This is a genomic window from Bacillus sp. FCW2 (assembly GCF_021228595.1).
Taxonomy (GTDB): Bacteria; Bacillota; Bacilli; order Bacillales; family Bacillaceae; genus Bacillus; species Bacillus velezensis.
Genome location: NZ_CP089436.1, coordinates 1,515,763 through 1,529,351 on the forward strand (window position 1 = coordinate 1,515,763; position 13,589 = coordinate 1,529,351).

Consider the following 13,589-nt stretch of genomic DNA (forward strand, 5'->3'; position numbering starts at 1 on the left):
ACATCTCATTCCCTAAAAAGGGAGAATAAAAAATGTTTAAAGATAATCCGGATTTTTATCCGACACCACCACAGTTAATCCGAAAAATGACATCTAAAGTAGAATGGAAGTACATTAACTCCGTTTTGGAGCCGTCAGCAGGTAAAGGAAACTTAGTAGAAGATATTCACAATCAATTTAAAAACACCAGCAACTATAGAAGGAATTCGAAATATGACATTGATGCAATTGAACAAGATGAAAACTTACGACACATACTTAAAGGCAAAGATTACAGAGTGATAGCAGACGATTTTCTGATGTTTAACACTTACAAGAAGTATGATTTGATTTTTATGAATCCACCTTTTAGTAGCGGTGTTAAACATTTATTAAAGGCGATTGAATTAATTGAAAAGCAACAAAGATCCGGACAAATTGTTTGCTTACTAAATGCCGAAACATTAAAAAATCCGTATTCAAATGACAGGAAATTTCTTATACGTAAGCTAGAGGAAATAAATGCAGAAGTTGAATACATTCAAAACGCTTTTTCGAACTCAGAGCGAAACACAGCAGTTGAAACGGCGCTAATTTACATAAGCATTGAAAAACAAGAGTATGACAGTGTTCTAATAGAAGAATTGAAAAAAGATGAGTCCCATAAAATTAGTGCCGATTATAAAGCAACACAGTTAGTGAATGCAGACTTTATAAAAGGAATTGTAGAACAGTTCAATTATGAAATCAAAGCGGGTTTAAAATTAATCAATGAATATAACAGTTTAAAACCATTAATGCTGCATAGTTTCAATGATGACAGTACTCCAATATTGAAGCTGCTAATTGACAAGAATACCGAAGAAAATGACATAGAGAATGCATATATAAAACAAATTAGGGCGAAGTATTGGAATACGTTATTTAACAATGATCAATTTATGGGGCTCTTCACAAGCAATTTAAAACAAAAGTATTTGCAGCACGTTGAGGAATTAAAAGATTATGATTTTTCTTTGTTCAATATCTATACATTAAGAATTCAGATGAGTAAAGAGATGACGCAGGGCGTAGAAGATACAATACTTAACCTTTTTGAAGAATTTAGCCACAAGCATTACTATGATGAATCATCAAAAAATGTGCACTTATATAATGGGTGGAAAACAAATAAATCATATAAAATTAATAAAAAAATAATTATTCCACTAAACGGGTATTGTAGTTGGCTCGGTCACTATAGTCCAACAGACTACAAGGTCTTAGAAAAGTTGAAAGACATTGAAAAAGTTTTCAATTACCTTGACAATGGGTTAACAGAAGACATTAACATAGATGAATCTCTAAAACTAGCTAAGCATTACGGTGAAACGAAAAAAATAGAATTAAAGTACTTCTATGTAACTTTCTATAAAAAAGGAACATGTCACATCGAGTTTAAAGATATGGAAATTCTTAAGACATTTAACATCTTTGGCAGCCAAAAGAAAAACTGGCTTCCTCCTTCGTATGGTAAGGTGAAATATCAGGATATGACAGCAGAAGAAAAAGACGTAATCAATAATTTTGAGGGTGCGCAATCTTACAATGAAACGGTAAATAACGCTTCTTATTATATCCTGGATACATCGAAGCTTCTCATGCTTACATCATAACAAAATACGCACTTTTAGAATAAAAATAAAATTATTATTGATTATTTAAAACGGTCATGCTATACTTAAATCAAGTTAAAACAACAGCGGAAGCATACATATTTTAAGGGTAAAAATAAAATAAAATGCATATTTTAAACAGAATGGTAGTGATAGTATGATAAAATTTAATGGGGTACAACTAACAGAAGAATCAGTTCAAAAAACAAGAAAATGGTTTGCTGATAATGCCATAGCTTGTATTGAAGAAGTTAAAAGTGGAAAAGTTTATGTGAATGATCGTGAATCGTATTTCGCATGGAGGAAGAAGGGAGCAAAAGAATACATGGAAGGTAAATATGACCACACTGTAACATTTTTACAACGTGCATACTTTATACAAACAGGTGAAAGTGTAGCTTTATTACCTTAAAGAAATATGAATAAAATAGCAATTTGAAATAGAATGGAGAGAATTAATTTGGATAAAAGTCAATTAATAAAGGTTGGTTCAACAGTATATCTTAAACCAATCAATAATGCCGCACGATATGGAAGAAAAGATATTCTAGAGAAAGTTGTGTTAAAAAAAGGAAGGAAATATTTCTATGTTGGAAATACGGGAGAGACAGAAATAAGACGCATGTTCAAATTTTCTTTAGAGGATATGACAGAAGTGACAGAATATAGTCCTGACTGGGAACTTTATTTGTCCAAACAAGATATTATTGATAAGGAAGAGAAGAAAAAGTTAATTTTCAATATACGCTCAGTCTTTGATAGATGGTCATCGGTTGATTTAACGTTAGATCAATTAAGAAGGATACATGCAATCATATCTGAATAAAACACAGTTTTAAAGAGGGGAGAATAAAGCATGACAAAATCAAAATTAAATGAAAACATCCTTCAATTCTTACTGGACAACGGCTTTAAACTAAAGGAATATGAAGATCAGGGGTTGACATTTTATTCTAAGGAAATAAAAGACAGTCAAACATTGAAAAGATTAATTGAACATCATTATGAACTCGAGGAAGATGAAGAGATTAATACAAAAGGAGTAAGCTTTACTGTAGAGATACAGACAAATGGGGAGTCACCTCAATGGGTCTTTACTGGTAGGCATGAATTGTTTGGCATTCTTGAAGGTCAACAGCAGTTTTTTGAATATGTAAAAGAAATTAAGCCATTAATTAGTTAGGCAACTGAGACTAAGGAGAGATGAACAATGGATGAGCTACTGATCAAGTGTGAAGAGTGTGGGTATAAATGGATTGGCGATGACTTTGATGAAGACTGTCCATCTTGTGAAAGCGAAAATATCAAAGCTATTTGATGAAACGTTAGTATTCCAAAGCCTATTTTAAATAAAAACACCATTTCATGCTAAATGGGACACGGGCTGCCTACATGAACAGCCCTTGGCCATTAGCTCGCAATCTTCGTTTTGACTTGCTTGCGTGTCTCTATATTACGTAATTTAAGAGCCGGTTTTTCCACTATTCTGTATGAAAGGAATGCGACGGTAGCAGTGACAGCCATCAGAACGATGATCAGCGGGTAATCAGACAATGTTTTATTAATTCCAGTGTATAAGAAGATGTTGATGATCACCATGTGCCATATGAAAATCCCCATACTGATATCATCTAACCGGTTCAGCTGCCACAATATCTTCGGCCCATTGTACCCGAACCAAATAATTGCATAGCTCAAAGGAATGAACCATAAAAAGCTCCATAGTGTACTGTTTATTGAACTGAGATGCATGGGATCTGCCTTAAAGAGTAAAAATAAAATTACCGAAGATGAAAATAAAACAATATGCTGCGGCGGTGACTTTCTCCATGCCTTTGCCCAGAAGATGCCCAAAGTGAAATAAAACATCTGTGGCAGGAAAGAATGTAAGTACAGGTTACCGATCAAACTGTCAGGCGAGTACTTCAATGTTATAAAAGAAACCAACACACTGAAAGCGGAAACAGCAAAAGAGCAAAGAATCATTTTTTTGAATCCGAAACGTTTATAAAACCAATAAATTGCGGGTAACACAAGGTAAAAGCTAATCTGAACAGGAATTGTCCAAAGTGAATCGTTAAGGCGACCTGTGCCAATGTGATGGAATATGTCAGGGAAGTATTGAGGATATAACACAAAATTGCTAAGAAGCCATGTCCAGTACTCTTTAGTAGTGAATACTGTTAATGAAAGAGCTCCTAGAACAATTAACAGGATGGTGGAGACGATAGCATAGGTGTATATAGCGGGTGCGATTCTGATGATTCTGCTCCAATAAAAATCAGTTACATTATTCCCTTTAAGCTTAGATCTTTCATAGGAAGTGAAAAGAAAAAATGCACTTAGAAAAAAGAAGATTGATATGCCGGTGTGAAATATTGCTTTGCTCTCTGGGGTATAACCAAAGACAGAAATATTTAGATCTCTTGTAGCATGACCAATCAACACACAAAGAGCAGCAAACAGCCTGATAACAAAGAAACAGTTAGAATGTTTTACGTTCATTAAAAGAACCTCTTTCCTATACCATATGGCGAATAAGCAGTAAGGTTGCCTATAAGCAGTGATGATTATATCATAAAAACGGAAGATTTGTTCTTAAAAATGAACTAAAATAAATATTTTTGTTCTCAATAAGGTATATTTGTGTGGTACAGGGAGGTATAGATACTTATAAATACATGTAGATATTCATAGATACGTGTATATCTAGCTATATCATAGAGAATATAGGGAAATCGAGAAGCTTCTGCCTGTTCTTTCACCTTTATTTTAAATATAGTATAATTTTGGAAAAGGGGGAGAGGAAATGAAAAAGCTAATCTTTTTGGTTGTGATTTGCATTGGTTTTATATTGAGTTTTAACACACCAAGTGCTGAGGCGAAGCTTACATTAGACTACAAAAACGTAAATTTTCACATGAGTGAGGATACAGAGAGTTTTTCAATGGCAGATTATTTTGATCGGAATTATGATCGCACTTGGCTCTTCTACAAATTCACAATTAGCAATGCTGAGGGGTGTACTCTAAATATGAAAATCAGTAGGATAACTCTTGCAGGCTGGGTATTTCCACGTAGTGAGAAGCAGTTTGTTGGGAACTATGCTGACTATACTGCTACAGATCGAGTAGAGGGAGATGCAAACCGTAATCATGTGTTAGAGATTACAAAGAATCCAGGCTGCGGGGATGTGTGGATTAAAGGTATTTATGGATTTGAACATGAAGATTTATTTGATTGGTAAGCTTAATACATAGTCAAGGTATATCCTTGACCTTTTTTATGCATATGATGATAATTTAAAGTGATCATAAATAATGAATGTGGGGTAGTTAAATTGATTAAATCAAATTTAAAGCAGATATTAGACGAAAGGAATATCAGTATTCGAAAGCTGTCCAATGATATTGATCATGGTTTTAACACAGTCAGGAAGCTGTATCATGATGAAATGGAGCGGTACCCAAGGGATATGTTGGATAAAGTCTGTGCATATTTAGACATTGAGCTGCATGAGCTGTTGATTTACAAAAAAGATTAAAAAGATATTGATCACTTAAAGTGATCATGGTATACTAAAGTTACAACAAAAGTAAATACTTACAAATTTTCTAGGTCTACATACTTTTAACTAGATAGGGGTGCAATATGCAACTAATCAATGACACAATTATTCTAACTAAAGAAATGAAAGATATTTTAGGTGATGTGGTGGAATGTGCATACATTAAAAAGCCTTCCTGGTCAAGTAAACAAGATTTTGAAGGAGTTTACTCAGAGATGTTGGGACAAAAGGCAAGAATAGAGCCAGTTGATTCCTACCCGATTTTCGTTAAATTAACAAACGACAAAACATTTACACTGTGGTCATCTGAGTGGGGCGGAATAATATCTGAAACGGAAAAAGAATACTTAAACGACTAAAATAATTAAGTTAAAATCATTCTTTCATCTTAATTAATAAAGGAGAGTACATAATGTATAGATTCATATCAGAGCTGAATTTAGACGACTCGACAATTCAAAGGATGGATAAATCCCAAAGCTTTAAATACATCGGTGGTTTTTATATGTATGATCCCCAGTAAATCGAATGGCCAATCCCAGAAGGAGAATCATCTTCGCTCAGTGATTTAGCCCATTTAAGTTTTAATTCTTATGACTGTGAAAACCAAATGATCGCGGATATGAAAAGGGAATTCACTGAAGAAAAGTTGTTAAATATTTTTAATTCTGAGTGTCCAGAAACAGCTTTTAATGACGCTGCTTCAAGAATCATTGAAAAATATAATTAAGGTGGGTTTTAATTGGCTAGAGATAAAGAATGGGTTAAAATAAGCGAACTTTCTGAAGAAGAAAAACAAAGCTTGACTGCCGGTACTGCAGTTCTGCTGCATGATAATTACTATAATGGGTCGTCAGAAAAAGCTTCCTTGATAAGAAAAAAAGGTTCTCAAGGAAGACTAGAAGACAAGTATTACGAATTGAACGGTCAAATGGTTAGAATTCTTTTCGGAAGCAGAAGCTTAAAAGTCCCTTCTTCTTTATTATCTGTTCCAGTTGCAATCGACAGGGAACAGGAAGTCGAACTAAATCTTTCACCAGTCCAAATTGTTAAAGTTATGAAGTCATTAGAACTGTTACTAGACTTAGACAAGGAAGAATTTAAATTTAATCGAGAAGAGATTGCCCTATTATTGGAGCAACTAAGTAAAAATCTAGATAGTAATGGTATTGATCCTGACAGAGTAATGAACGGGCTGTTCTCAAGGATTGATTAAGTTGCAATGACACCATTCATTTATGGAGAGAGCCATTAGATATAGACTGTGCGTACATACGGCAAAGTTTCAAAAAGGGGCGATAATATGAAGTTTACCTTATTGGAGAATGCAATCGATTCTTTAAAATCAACTTATAATTCTCTTGAGAAATATAAAGAAATTGCCATAGGCGGTGAACATTTGGTTAAAGATGCAGTTCTTTCTTTAAATCATGCAAATGAATTACTTTTTAAACACATACTGAAGGAAGAAAATGAGTTTTTGATATTCTCTGATATTCATAAATATATGTCCGCGAAAGAAAAAATGATTGAGAAACAGAAGAAAAATGTGTTTGAAGTAAATCCAAACTTAAACACTGTAGGTTTTTATGAAGCCATACGCAGGTTGGAGTTATTGTGTGAAAAGACTGTGCCTGACAATTTCAAAAGTGCTTTGTTGTACATAAACAAAAAAAGAAATGAAATCACTCATTATGAAATTGATATGGATCAAGATGAGTTTAGGTTGTTTATTGACAATTTAGAAGCTACGTATGAGATGACCATTTCATTCTTTTCTGAATATGAAAAGGAATTAATTTTCTTGTTATCTGAAGCGCGATTTGAAGTTTCCCTTGAAATTATCGATCCTGATGTCGAAGCAATGGCGCATGATTCTTACATCGAGTATATGGAGGAAATGATGCCTTAATTTGTTGTTAAAGAGAAAGGAGCGAACAAATGACGGTCAAAATGATAACTGTCTGGTACAAATACGATGATAAAGGTAACGAAGCCAAACTAAATCATATTGAAGATGGATGGGTGAACGGAGAATATCCAAATCCAATATATCCGTCATTCCCAAATCAAGAAGCGTGGAAGAAAAGTGATTGGGAAAGGAAATATGCATACTTGGATGAACAGAATAAAGTATTGAGCGTTCCGCCGGCTTATTGGATTAAATGAAGATTTGGAGGGGAGTATGCAAATGATCAAGGTTTACACAAAAGGTCACAAGATACCAGAAAAGATTAAGTCCTATATCTCTGAATGGAATTATTGGTCTTGGATTGTTGTTGCCAATACTGCAAAGAGGAATAAGGATGCGAAACGACTAATAGAGAAGATTGAAGCTGATCCAGACAGGATTGCGGAATATAAAACTGAAGACGGAATTGAAGTATATGTAAGCTACATGATTCCAGTGAAATAAAAAAGAGCATTTAAATGCTCTTCTTCATACCACACCTACGACACTCACGTAAAAACACACCACTTTTCACTGAACTCTTGAATAAAGCGTAATCACAGTTGTCACAGCGTCCATATTTAACATCGGGATACTCCTTATAATCATATACAATTGTTACATCGTAGCCATTAGTCTCAAAATCTTTCTCTTCCATTAAATTTCACCTACACAAAGTATTTAACACTACTATAATACCAGACGATGTAAGTAAGGAGGGCTTTAATTTGATTGGAATAGCATATTTCTTAATGCTCTGGCTTGGTGTAGGCTTTCTGACAGGATTTAAGGCCTTATTTGTTGATCAGGTTTATGATGAAGAGTTTAAGCAGGAACTGATTGATTCATTTTCACCAGGTATGGAGCAGAATATGATTGAACTGTTCTTTAAGAATAAAATAAATATCATGGTGTTTTACATATTAATTGGATTGCTGCCACTGGCCATAAAAATTGCTGGTCTGTTGAAGAGGGGTTAGCTATGCCGGTTATCGATAACTTTTTTGTTATTCAATTTGAAAATGATGATTACTTCAACTCATTTAAATTAGATGGAAGTGGTTATAAGACATCTAAGGGGCTTCGGGCGCTTCTAAGTTCACTACAATGTCAGAAGCTTTAGTGATCGCAAACGATCTGCATACAGAGTTTAAAGCCACTTCTGCGATAAGACAAATTGAGGTTATTACTAGGTGAGGAGTGTTCAGGTGTACTGGATTGAATGGATTGAGGATGGGGAGAAGAAAAGCATTGTTGCGGACGGCTGGGTTGAATGGGCCGCAATCCTGGAAGACCTTTATCAGCAACGATTTGAGTATGTTGAATGGAAACGGCTTTAAATATGGAGGGGTTATTTTGAACGATAGAGATAAAGCAATTGAGAATGTGATGAAATTTTTAGAAGATGAAAAAAAGAAAGTATTACTTGTAAGAGGGTACGATAATGATGCTAAGGTAAGAGTTGTTCTTTATTGTTTAAATGAAATATTTAATAGAGGAATTATTAGAACTAGCAATAAAATGAACGATGTAGCAAGATCAATAAATAGTGCATTTGAAGAGGAATTATTACCTAGTTCTATAAAATCCACAACTACTTATAAATTGGGTAGAATGATTGTCAAAATCAATAGCTATGAAGGGCGTACAAGATCAAATCCAAGCGGGAATGAATCTACGTTCACTTTATATTATCCTGTTCAAAGTGCTTTAGATGACTCAAAGAGATATACAAATTTGTTGAGTGAAATTGAAAAAACTAATTCAGGGAAAATAATTTTAATCACAACAAATGAATGGGGCATAAAAAGTTGGGACATTGAAAATTATGTTGATGAAGTGTTCTTTTATGATGTTGAAAATGAAAACCCTGAGCTCATGAGCAATTTAAGGAATAACGGTGAAATTCAGTAGGTGTGGAGATGACAAATATGACTGAAGAAGAATTAATAAATTTAGTAGATAATCAAAATAGAGAATCTGCAGACTTTAAGAGGGGATTCAGAGCAGGAACTGAATATAAAGATCAAATGGAAAAACGGATACGCGATCTTGAATCAGTGTTGCTTGAGTTTATTGGGTATGAAGACGAGTGGCTGCTTACAAAAGCGGGCTTAAATAAACGTACCAGGTCAGTGTTAGTTGACATGATTATTGATCAGCGTCATCTTCTTCGCACTCTCTATAACAAATTAGATGAAGAAACAAAAAAGAAGTTAAAAAGTGAAATTGAAATGTGCATTTGGCCTGGTAATAAGGAGTAATAAAAACAAATACGTTCAATTATACGTATTGAATTTGCAAACTTTTTAAATGTATTTATAATCTTTAATAAGGAGTTGATTATAAATGAATTGGGTATCTTACCCCTCTATTTTACACTTTGCAAATGATGGTATTACAGTAACCTTTCCAGACCTTCCTGGGTGTATAACCTGTGGAAAGAATGACACAGAAGCAATTAGCATGGCAAAAGAAGCTTTAGGTCTTCATCTTTACGGGTTAGAAATGGACGGAGAGAAGTATCCTAGTCCCTCACTGTTTTCGAAAATTAAGACAGAGGAAAACGAAGTTGTGTGTTTGATTGATGTGCCTATGCACGCATTCCGTGATGAGTATAGACGTAAATCAATTAAGAAAACACTGACTATTCCGGCATGGTTGAATGAAGTGGCTGAAGAAAAGAACATCAATTTTTCTCAGGTGCTACAGGATGCATTAAAAGATAAACTCGGACTAAATATCTTTAAGGCACAGTAAGAAATCTTATTGTGCCGGTTTACATAAAATACGAATTTTAAACAGATAAGTATTCCTTAAAAAATAATTAGAATAAAAATAAAATAAATACTTGTAATTCTGACAACTCTAATGTATATTATAAACAAGGGAACATTAGTTGGGAAGGGGTGGAGTAACCAATGAATCTTAAGCAGATGATTAAGAATGAATGTGAAAAAGACAACCAGCTCGCAGCGAAACTCTCAAAAATAGCAGGGTACGAAAAGGTTAATGGTTTTTACAAATTCATCAACACCCCAGAGAAAGAAATGGACAACTTAGGCGGTTTAATTAATATTGTTAAGAGCTTGTTTCCGGATAATGAAGAGCAGCTTCTAAGTGACTACTTCTTATCATTGGATCCCAATAAAAAAAGCGCAAGACAGTCTGTCGAGTATGCAGATTTAAACCAATGGAATGCATTGACTGATAAGATCGTAAGCAATCTTTGCGAATCATCTAATTCAATAAGTCGTGAATGGGGACAGGTTTATTCCCTACATAGAAAACTGAATAATAATAAAATTTCTATAAATGAAGCAATCCGGGAAACTGGGAAATATAGAATTAAATCTCCTGAAATGTATTCATTTTCGAATATTATGATTATGTACGAATACTTGAAAATTGGAGAATTTGGCTTAATGAAAAGTACAGCTCAGTTTCTGGAGATTGACGAACTGTCTGATGGATTTATAAAAGATTCGTATAGTGGTCGAATTGAACTGTTAAAGGCCAATATAAGCTTAAATGATTATGAACTAGAAGAAACCCGAAAACATTGTAGCGCTGTAATTGAAGAATGCAATAATAACAGATTGATTGTATTTAGTTATTTAACACTTGGGAATACATACATTTTTGAAGATTATGCTAAAGCAAAACTATGCTATGAAAAAGGCTTGAACTTTGCAAAAGACAATAGCCATCATCATTATAAATTACGACTCGCACTTTGCTTTTTAGAAAATGTCTGGGCGAGAGAAAACAAATGGGTAGATTTCGAGTCTCAAGAAATACCGGATATGATTGAAGCTGCTTTTTATTTGACTAATATTAAAGAAACTAAGAAAGCAGAAGATGTTATTAAAAAAATTGAAGAACATGATGTTCTGGATGATGATTTAGGGTTTCTTTATCACGTTAAGGGCTTGCTGTATAATGATATGTCCCATTTTCACGAGAGTATAAAGAAATTCAAAAAGTCAGGCGATAGGCTCTGTCTAAATCTACCTTTGATTGAATTGAAAAAGCGTGGATACTCAGATGAAATATTAAATTTAATTGCGCTATAGTTTTCTTCACTTGAAAGGAGGTGAAAGAATGAAGAAATTTAATTGCGCGATTGTCATTTTACTAGCTTTAACTGTAGGGTTTGTAAGTGGACAACAATCAGTCCAAACTGCTAACGGAGATATCACAGTGGCTTCAGCTAGCAGAGGAGCATAACACAACTAGGAATTTACATAGTCAATGGTTAGACGTTTGATCCAAAGGATCAGGCGTCTTTTCTAATTTAAAGGGGAAGTTCCTATATTTTATAAAACCAAATATAAGACCATGGGGGAATTAAAATGAAAAAGCATTTCGGACAAGTACTTTCTTATGAGGATATGGCTAAGGGATACATGGAAATGGGAGATATTAATTTAGAAATTTCCCAGGAAGATAATCATCTTGAAAATGAAGCAGAAATGGTTAGATCAAAATATAAAGCAAAGGTATCCTAATGAAGATTAAAGACAAATCAGCAGACATTTTAACACATACATAGGGGATGTGTTATTTGTCTTGAATAAAAATAAAATAAATAGTTGCATATTATTCTAGCAACATATATAATGAAGTTACAAGATGAACGTTGTTGGGAGATGAAACAATGGAAACAACCAGTGCCACTCAAAAGGAAGAGTTGAAGATTACATCATTAAGACAATATCAATACATAAAACAACTAAAGAACTTCACACGAGTCAATCTCCACCTAGAGGATCCAGATGTGTTTACACCTAATAATGTAACTACAATGAGAAAAAACCATAAAGAATACAACCTCATTAAAGAACAAAAAAATTCTATAAAATGTATTTAAGGAGTAAAAATAAAATGAATAATAAATATTATACAGAAGAAAACAAGGCTAAAGTTTGGAAAAAGCATATGATCGTTTTAAAGTTTCTAGAGCAGCCTGAGATAGCAGTAGCTTATAATGAGTACCTACGAAGAGAAGCGACAAGTGATGAATGGGTTGGGTTCGAAGAGGAGCTTTATGAGGAATTGACGGGGATGCCAATTATAAACGTCTGTAAGGACGAGAGGGTAAATGTCCTAAACTGAATTTTATTATAGGATAAAAATAAATTAGGTGTGATAAAATGAATACAGACATCTTAATTAACGCTCTTAAAGAATACGACATGTTAAAGCAAATGGAAATCTGTAACGCCAATATAATGCTGCTGAGTAATATTCAAGGTGAGAATGAATGGATTGTTGCGTGGAAAGAATTTGATCAATACTTAATGAAAAAAATGATATGAGGTGTCATTATGGAAGCTCAAAAGAAAGCGTCAACACTAAGGGATTATTCAATATACAATAACATAAATAGGTGGTTTGATGAATTAGATTTAAGAAACAGGGATCGAGAAACTGGAGAAATTGAAAAGTCTAATACTAGAGCCACGTATGAAAGGCATATAAGAGAGTTTTTCAACCACTATGCTGCCAAGGATATTGAATATTTAACTGAGAGTGACCTGGCGATTAAGAAGAGTGACCTGTATGATTATCGAACCCATTTGGCTAAAAATAAAAGCAACTCCAATTCAACAATTAACAATAAGATTGCCGCACTGAAAAGTATGATTAAGTACCTTGAATCTGAACATGAGTGTGATGCATCTGTATTTAATTTTAGACCTCTTCCAACAGAAAAGAACCCAGCAGGCTCTTTTGAAGGAATGTCTGAAGCTGATGAATTTGCTGAGGTAGCGTATGTTACTGAGCGTCAGAACAGATTAATGAAAAAGATGTTTATTTTGTTTAGTGCACGTACTGGTGGGCGTAAATCAGAGGTGCTTAGAGTTGGGTGGGATGATATTACTTATTCAGAAAAGCACCAATGCTATCTCGTCAACTTTAAAAAAACTAAGCAAAAAAAGGCTAGGCCAGTTGGAATTTCCACAGCTTTCTATGAAGAGTTGTTGCTGTTAAAGCAAGAGTATGGGGAACATGAACTGTTATTTCATAAGTTAACAGTTGATTCAATACAGGATATGTGGAATCGCGTATGTAGAGTTATGGGTATTCCCAAAGAAAGAAAGATAACTCCGCATAGTTTACGCAATACTGCAACAAACTTTTCTTACAGCGTTAATGGTGATATTAAAAAAGTGGCAGCGTTCTCTGGTCACAGCAATATCAATACTTTAAATGACCATTATTTAGTCAATGAAAGGGATTATTCTCAAGATCCAGGGGTTTTGGTTGATCAAAAAGAAGACATGTCCTTTTTAGAAGATGTTACCTTAGAGCAATATAAAGAATTCTTTTTAAAATCAGACATGTATATACAGAGTAAACTTAAAATGTTTTTGAACAAGTGATATAAATAATCACATAAAAGCTTTACTTGCTTATGAAAATAATGATA

General features: G+C 33.9%; 25 protein-coding genes. 23 read left to right on the forward strand and 2 right to left on the reverse strand.

The features are described 5' to 3' along the window. Positions 1–32: 32 nt before the first annotated feature. The 4 genes from K3G25_RS07695 to K3G25_RS07710 all read left to right on the forward strand — a co-directional run bounded on the left by K3G25_RS07695 (position 33) and on the right by K3G25_RS07710 (position 2,817). Complete coding sequence (locus tag K3G25_RS07695; RefSeq protein WP_110124759.1) at positions 33–1,634, forward strand: DUF4942 domain-containing protein; 1,602 nt, start codon at positions 33–35, stop codon at positions 1,632–1,634. Positions 1,635–1,791: 157 nt separating this feature from the next. Then, entirely contained in the window at positions 1,792–2,046 is a 255-nt protein-coding gene (locus tag K3G25_RS07700) for a hypothetical protein (protein WP_232489645.1), read from the forward strand. 48 nt (positions 2,047–2,094) lie between these two features. Continuing rightward, positions 2,095–2,460: a beta barrel domain-containing protein gene (locus K3G25_RS07705; RefSeq protein WP_021493579.1), complete on the forward strand. Its 366-nt coding sequence runs from the start codon at positions 2,095–2,097 to the stop codon at positions 2,458–2,460. A gap of 30 nt (positions 2,461–2,490) precedes the next feature. Further along, complete coding sequence (locus K3G25_RS07710) at positions 2,491–2,817, forward strand: hypothetical protein (RefSeq protein WP_021493578.1); 327 nt, start codon at positions 2,491–2,493, stop codon at positions 2,815–2,817. Positions 2,818–3,044: 227 nt separating this feature from the next. Here K3G25_RS07710 and K3G25_RS07720 read toward each other — a convergent pair whose 3' ends face one another. Then, a complete protein-coding gene (locus K3G25_RS07720; RefSeq protein ID WP_232489646.1) occupies positions 3,045–4,139 on the reverse strand; it encodes an acyltransferase family protein in 1,095 nt (364 codons plus the stop codon). A gap of 304 nt (positions 4,140–4,443) precedes the next feature. On the opposite strand from K3G25_RS07720, the gene K3G25_RS07725 reads away from it, so the two are divergent. The 7 genes from K3G25_RS07725 (at position 4,444) to K3G25_RS07755 (ending at position 7,618) form a co-directional block, all read left to right on the forward strand. Next, complete coding sequence (locus tag K3G25_RS07725; RefSeq protein WP_232489647.1) at positions 4,444–4,881, forward strand: hypothetical protein; 438 nt, start codon at positions 4,444–4,446, stop codon at positions 4,879–4,881. A gap of 93 nt (positions 4,882–4,974) precedes the next feature. Then, on the forward strand, positions 4,975–5,178 hold the full coding sequence (locus K3G25_RS07730) for a helix-turn-helix domain-containing protein (RefSeq protein ID WP_232489648.1): 204 nt from the start codon (positions 4,975–4,977) through the stop codon (positions 5,176–5,178). A 107-nt stretch (positions 5,179–5,285) separates the two neighbouring features. Further along, complete coding sequence (locus K3G25_RS07735) at positions 5,286–5,561, forward strand: hypothetical protein (protein WP_232489649.1); 276 nt, start codon at positions 5,286–5,288, stop codon at positions 5,559–5,561. A 383-nt stretch (positions 5,562–5,944) separates the two neighbouring features. Further along, positions 5,945–6,418 carry a hypothetical protein gene (locus tag K3G25_RS07740; RefSeq protein ID WP_232489650.1) on the forward strand — a complete coding sequence of 158 codons (474 nt, stop codon included), beginning with the start codon at positions 5,945–5,947 and terminating at the stop codon, positions 6,416–6,418. An 87-nt stretch (positions 6,419–6,505) separates the two neighbouring features. Next, positions 6,506–7,114, forward strand: a complete 609-nt coding sequence (locus K3G25_RS07745) for a hypothetical protein (RefSeq protein WP_163113722.1) — start codon at positions 6,506–6,508, stop codon at positions 7,112–7,114. 29 nt (positions 7,115–7,143) lie between these two features. Beyond that, a complete protein-coding gene (locus K3G25_RS07750) occupies positions 7,144–7,371 on the forward strand; it encodes a hypothetical protein (RefSeq protein ID WP_232489651.1) in 228 nt (75 codons plus the stop codon). 22 nt (positions 7,372–7,393) lie between these two features. Further along, positions 7,394–7,618: a hypothetical protein gene (locus tag K3G25_RS07755; protein WP_057080574.1), complete on the forward strand. Its 225-nt coding sequence runs from the start codon at positions 7,394–7,396 to the stop codon at positions 7,616–7,618. A gap of 10 nt (positions 7,619–7,628) precedes the next feature. Here K3G25_RS07755 and K3G25_RS07760 read toward each other — a convergent pair whose 3' ends face one another. Continuing rightward, positions 7,629–7,811, reverse strand: a complete 183-nt coding sequence (locus tag K3G25_RS07760; protein WP_041482308.1) for a DUF8096 family protein — start codon at positions 7,809–7,811, stop codon at positions 7,629–7,631. A 70-nt stretch (positions 7,812–7,881) separates the two neighbouring features. On the opposite strand from K3G25_RS07760, the gene K3G25_RS07765 reads away from it, so the two are divergent. The 12 genes from K3G25_RS07765 (at position 7,882) to K3G25_RS07820 (ending at position 13,542) form a co-directional block, all read left to right on the forward strand. Further along, complete coding sequence (locus K3G25_RS07765) at positions 7,882–8,133, forward strand: hypothetical protein (RefSeq protein ID WP_160228939.1); 252 nt, start codon at positions 7,882–7,884, stop codon at positions 8,131–8,133. A gap of 228 nt (positions 8,134–8,361) precedes the next feature. Beyond that, positions 8,362–8,493, forward strand: coding sequence for a hypothetical protein (locus K3G25_RS07770; protein ID WP_014417905.1), 132 nt, complete (start codon positions 8,362–8,364; stop codon positions 8,491–8,493). A gap of 16 nt (positions 8,494–8,509) precedes the next feature. Beyond that, positions 8,510–9,067 (forward strand): hypothetical protein, encoded by a 558-nt coding sequence (locus tag K3G25_RS07775; protein ID WP_104843438.1) that lies wholly within the window; start codon positions 8,510–8,512, stop codon positions 9,065–9,067. A 17-nt stretch (positions 9,068–9,084) separates the two neighbouring features. After that, positions 9,085–9,417 carry a hypothetical protein gene (locus tag K3G25_RS07780; protein ID WP_104843439.1) on the forward strand — a complete coding sequence of 111 codons (333 nt, stop codon included), beginning with the start codon at positions 9,085–9,087 and terminating at the stop codon, positions 9,415–9,417. 85 nt (positions 9,418–9,502) lie between these two features. Beyond that, positions 9,503–9,913 carry a type II toxin-antitoxin system HicB family antitoxin gene (locus tag K3G25_RS07785; protein WP_102422173.1) on the forward strand — a complete coding sequence of 137 codons (411 nt, stop codon included), beginning with the start codon at positions 9,503–9,505 and terminating at the stop codon, positions 9,911–9,913. Positions 9,914–10,074: 161 nt separating this feature from the next. Beyond that, positions 10,075–11,229: an AimR family lysis-lysogeny pheromone receptor gene (locus K3G25_RS07790; RefSeq protein ID WP_110124767.1), complete on the forward strand. Its 1,155-nt coding sequence runs from the start codon at positions 10,075–10,077 to the stop codon at positions 11,227–11,229. 28 nt (positions 11,230–11,257) lie between these two features. Continuing rightward, positions 11,258–11,383, forward strand: coding sequence for a lysogeny pheromone AimP family peptide (locus tag K3G25_RS07795; protein ID WP_142295830.1), 126 nt, complete (start codon positions 11,258–11,260; stop codon positions 11,381–11,383). Positions 11,384–11,508: 125 nt separating this feature from the next. Continuing rightward, positions 11,509–11,664, forward strand: coding sequence for a hypothetical protein (locus K3G25_RS07800; protein WP_020954135.1), 156 nt, complete (start codon positions 11,509–11,511; stop codon positions 11,662–11,664). 149 nt (positions 11,665–11,813) lie between these two features. Then, positions 11,814–12,026, forward strand: a complete 213-nt coding sequence (locus K3G25_RS07805) for a hypothetical protein (protein ID WP_014472000.1) — start codon at positions 11,814–11,816, stop codon at positions 12,024–12,026. 14 nt (positions 12,027–12,040) lie between these two features. Next, positions 12,041–12,271 carry a hypothetical protein gene (locus tag K3G25_RS07810; protein WP_110124768.1) on the forward strand — a complete coding sequence of 77 codons (231 nt, stop codon included), beginning with the start codon at positions 12,041–12,043 and terminating at the stop codon, positions 12,269–12,271. A 38-nt stretch (positions 12,272–12,309) separates the two neighbouring features. Further along, positions 12,310–12,474 (forward strand): hypothetical protein, encoded by a 165-nt coding sequence (locus K3G25_RS07815; protein ID WP_021493556.1) that lies wholly within the window; start codon positions 12,310–12,312, stop codon positions 12,472–12,474. 9 nt (positions 12,475–12,483) lie between these two features. Continuing rightward, positions 12,484–13,542: a tyrosine-type recombinase/integrase gene (locus K3G25_RS07820; RefSeq protein WP_110124769.1), complete on the forward strand. Its 1,059-nt coding sequence runs from the start codon at positions 12,484–12,486 to the stop codon at positions 13,540–13,542. Positions 13,543–13,589 lie beyond the last annotated feature (47 nt).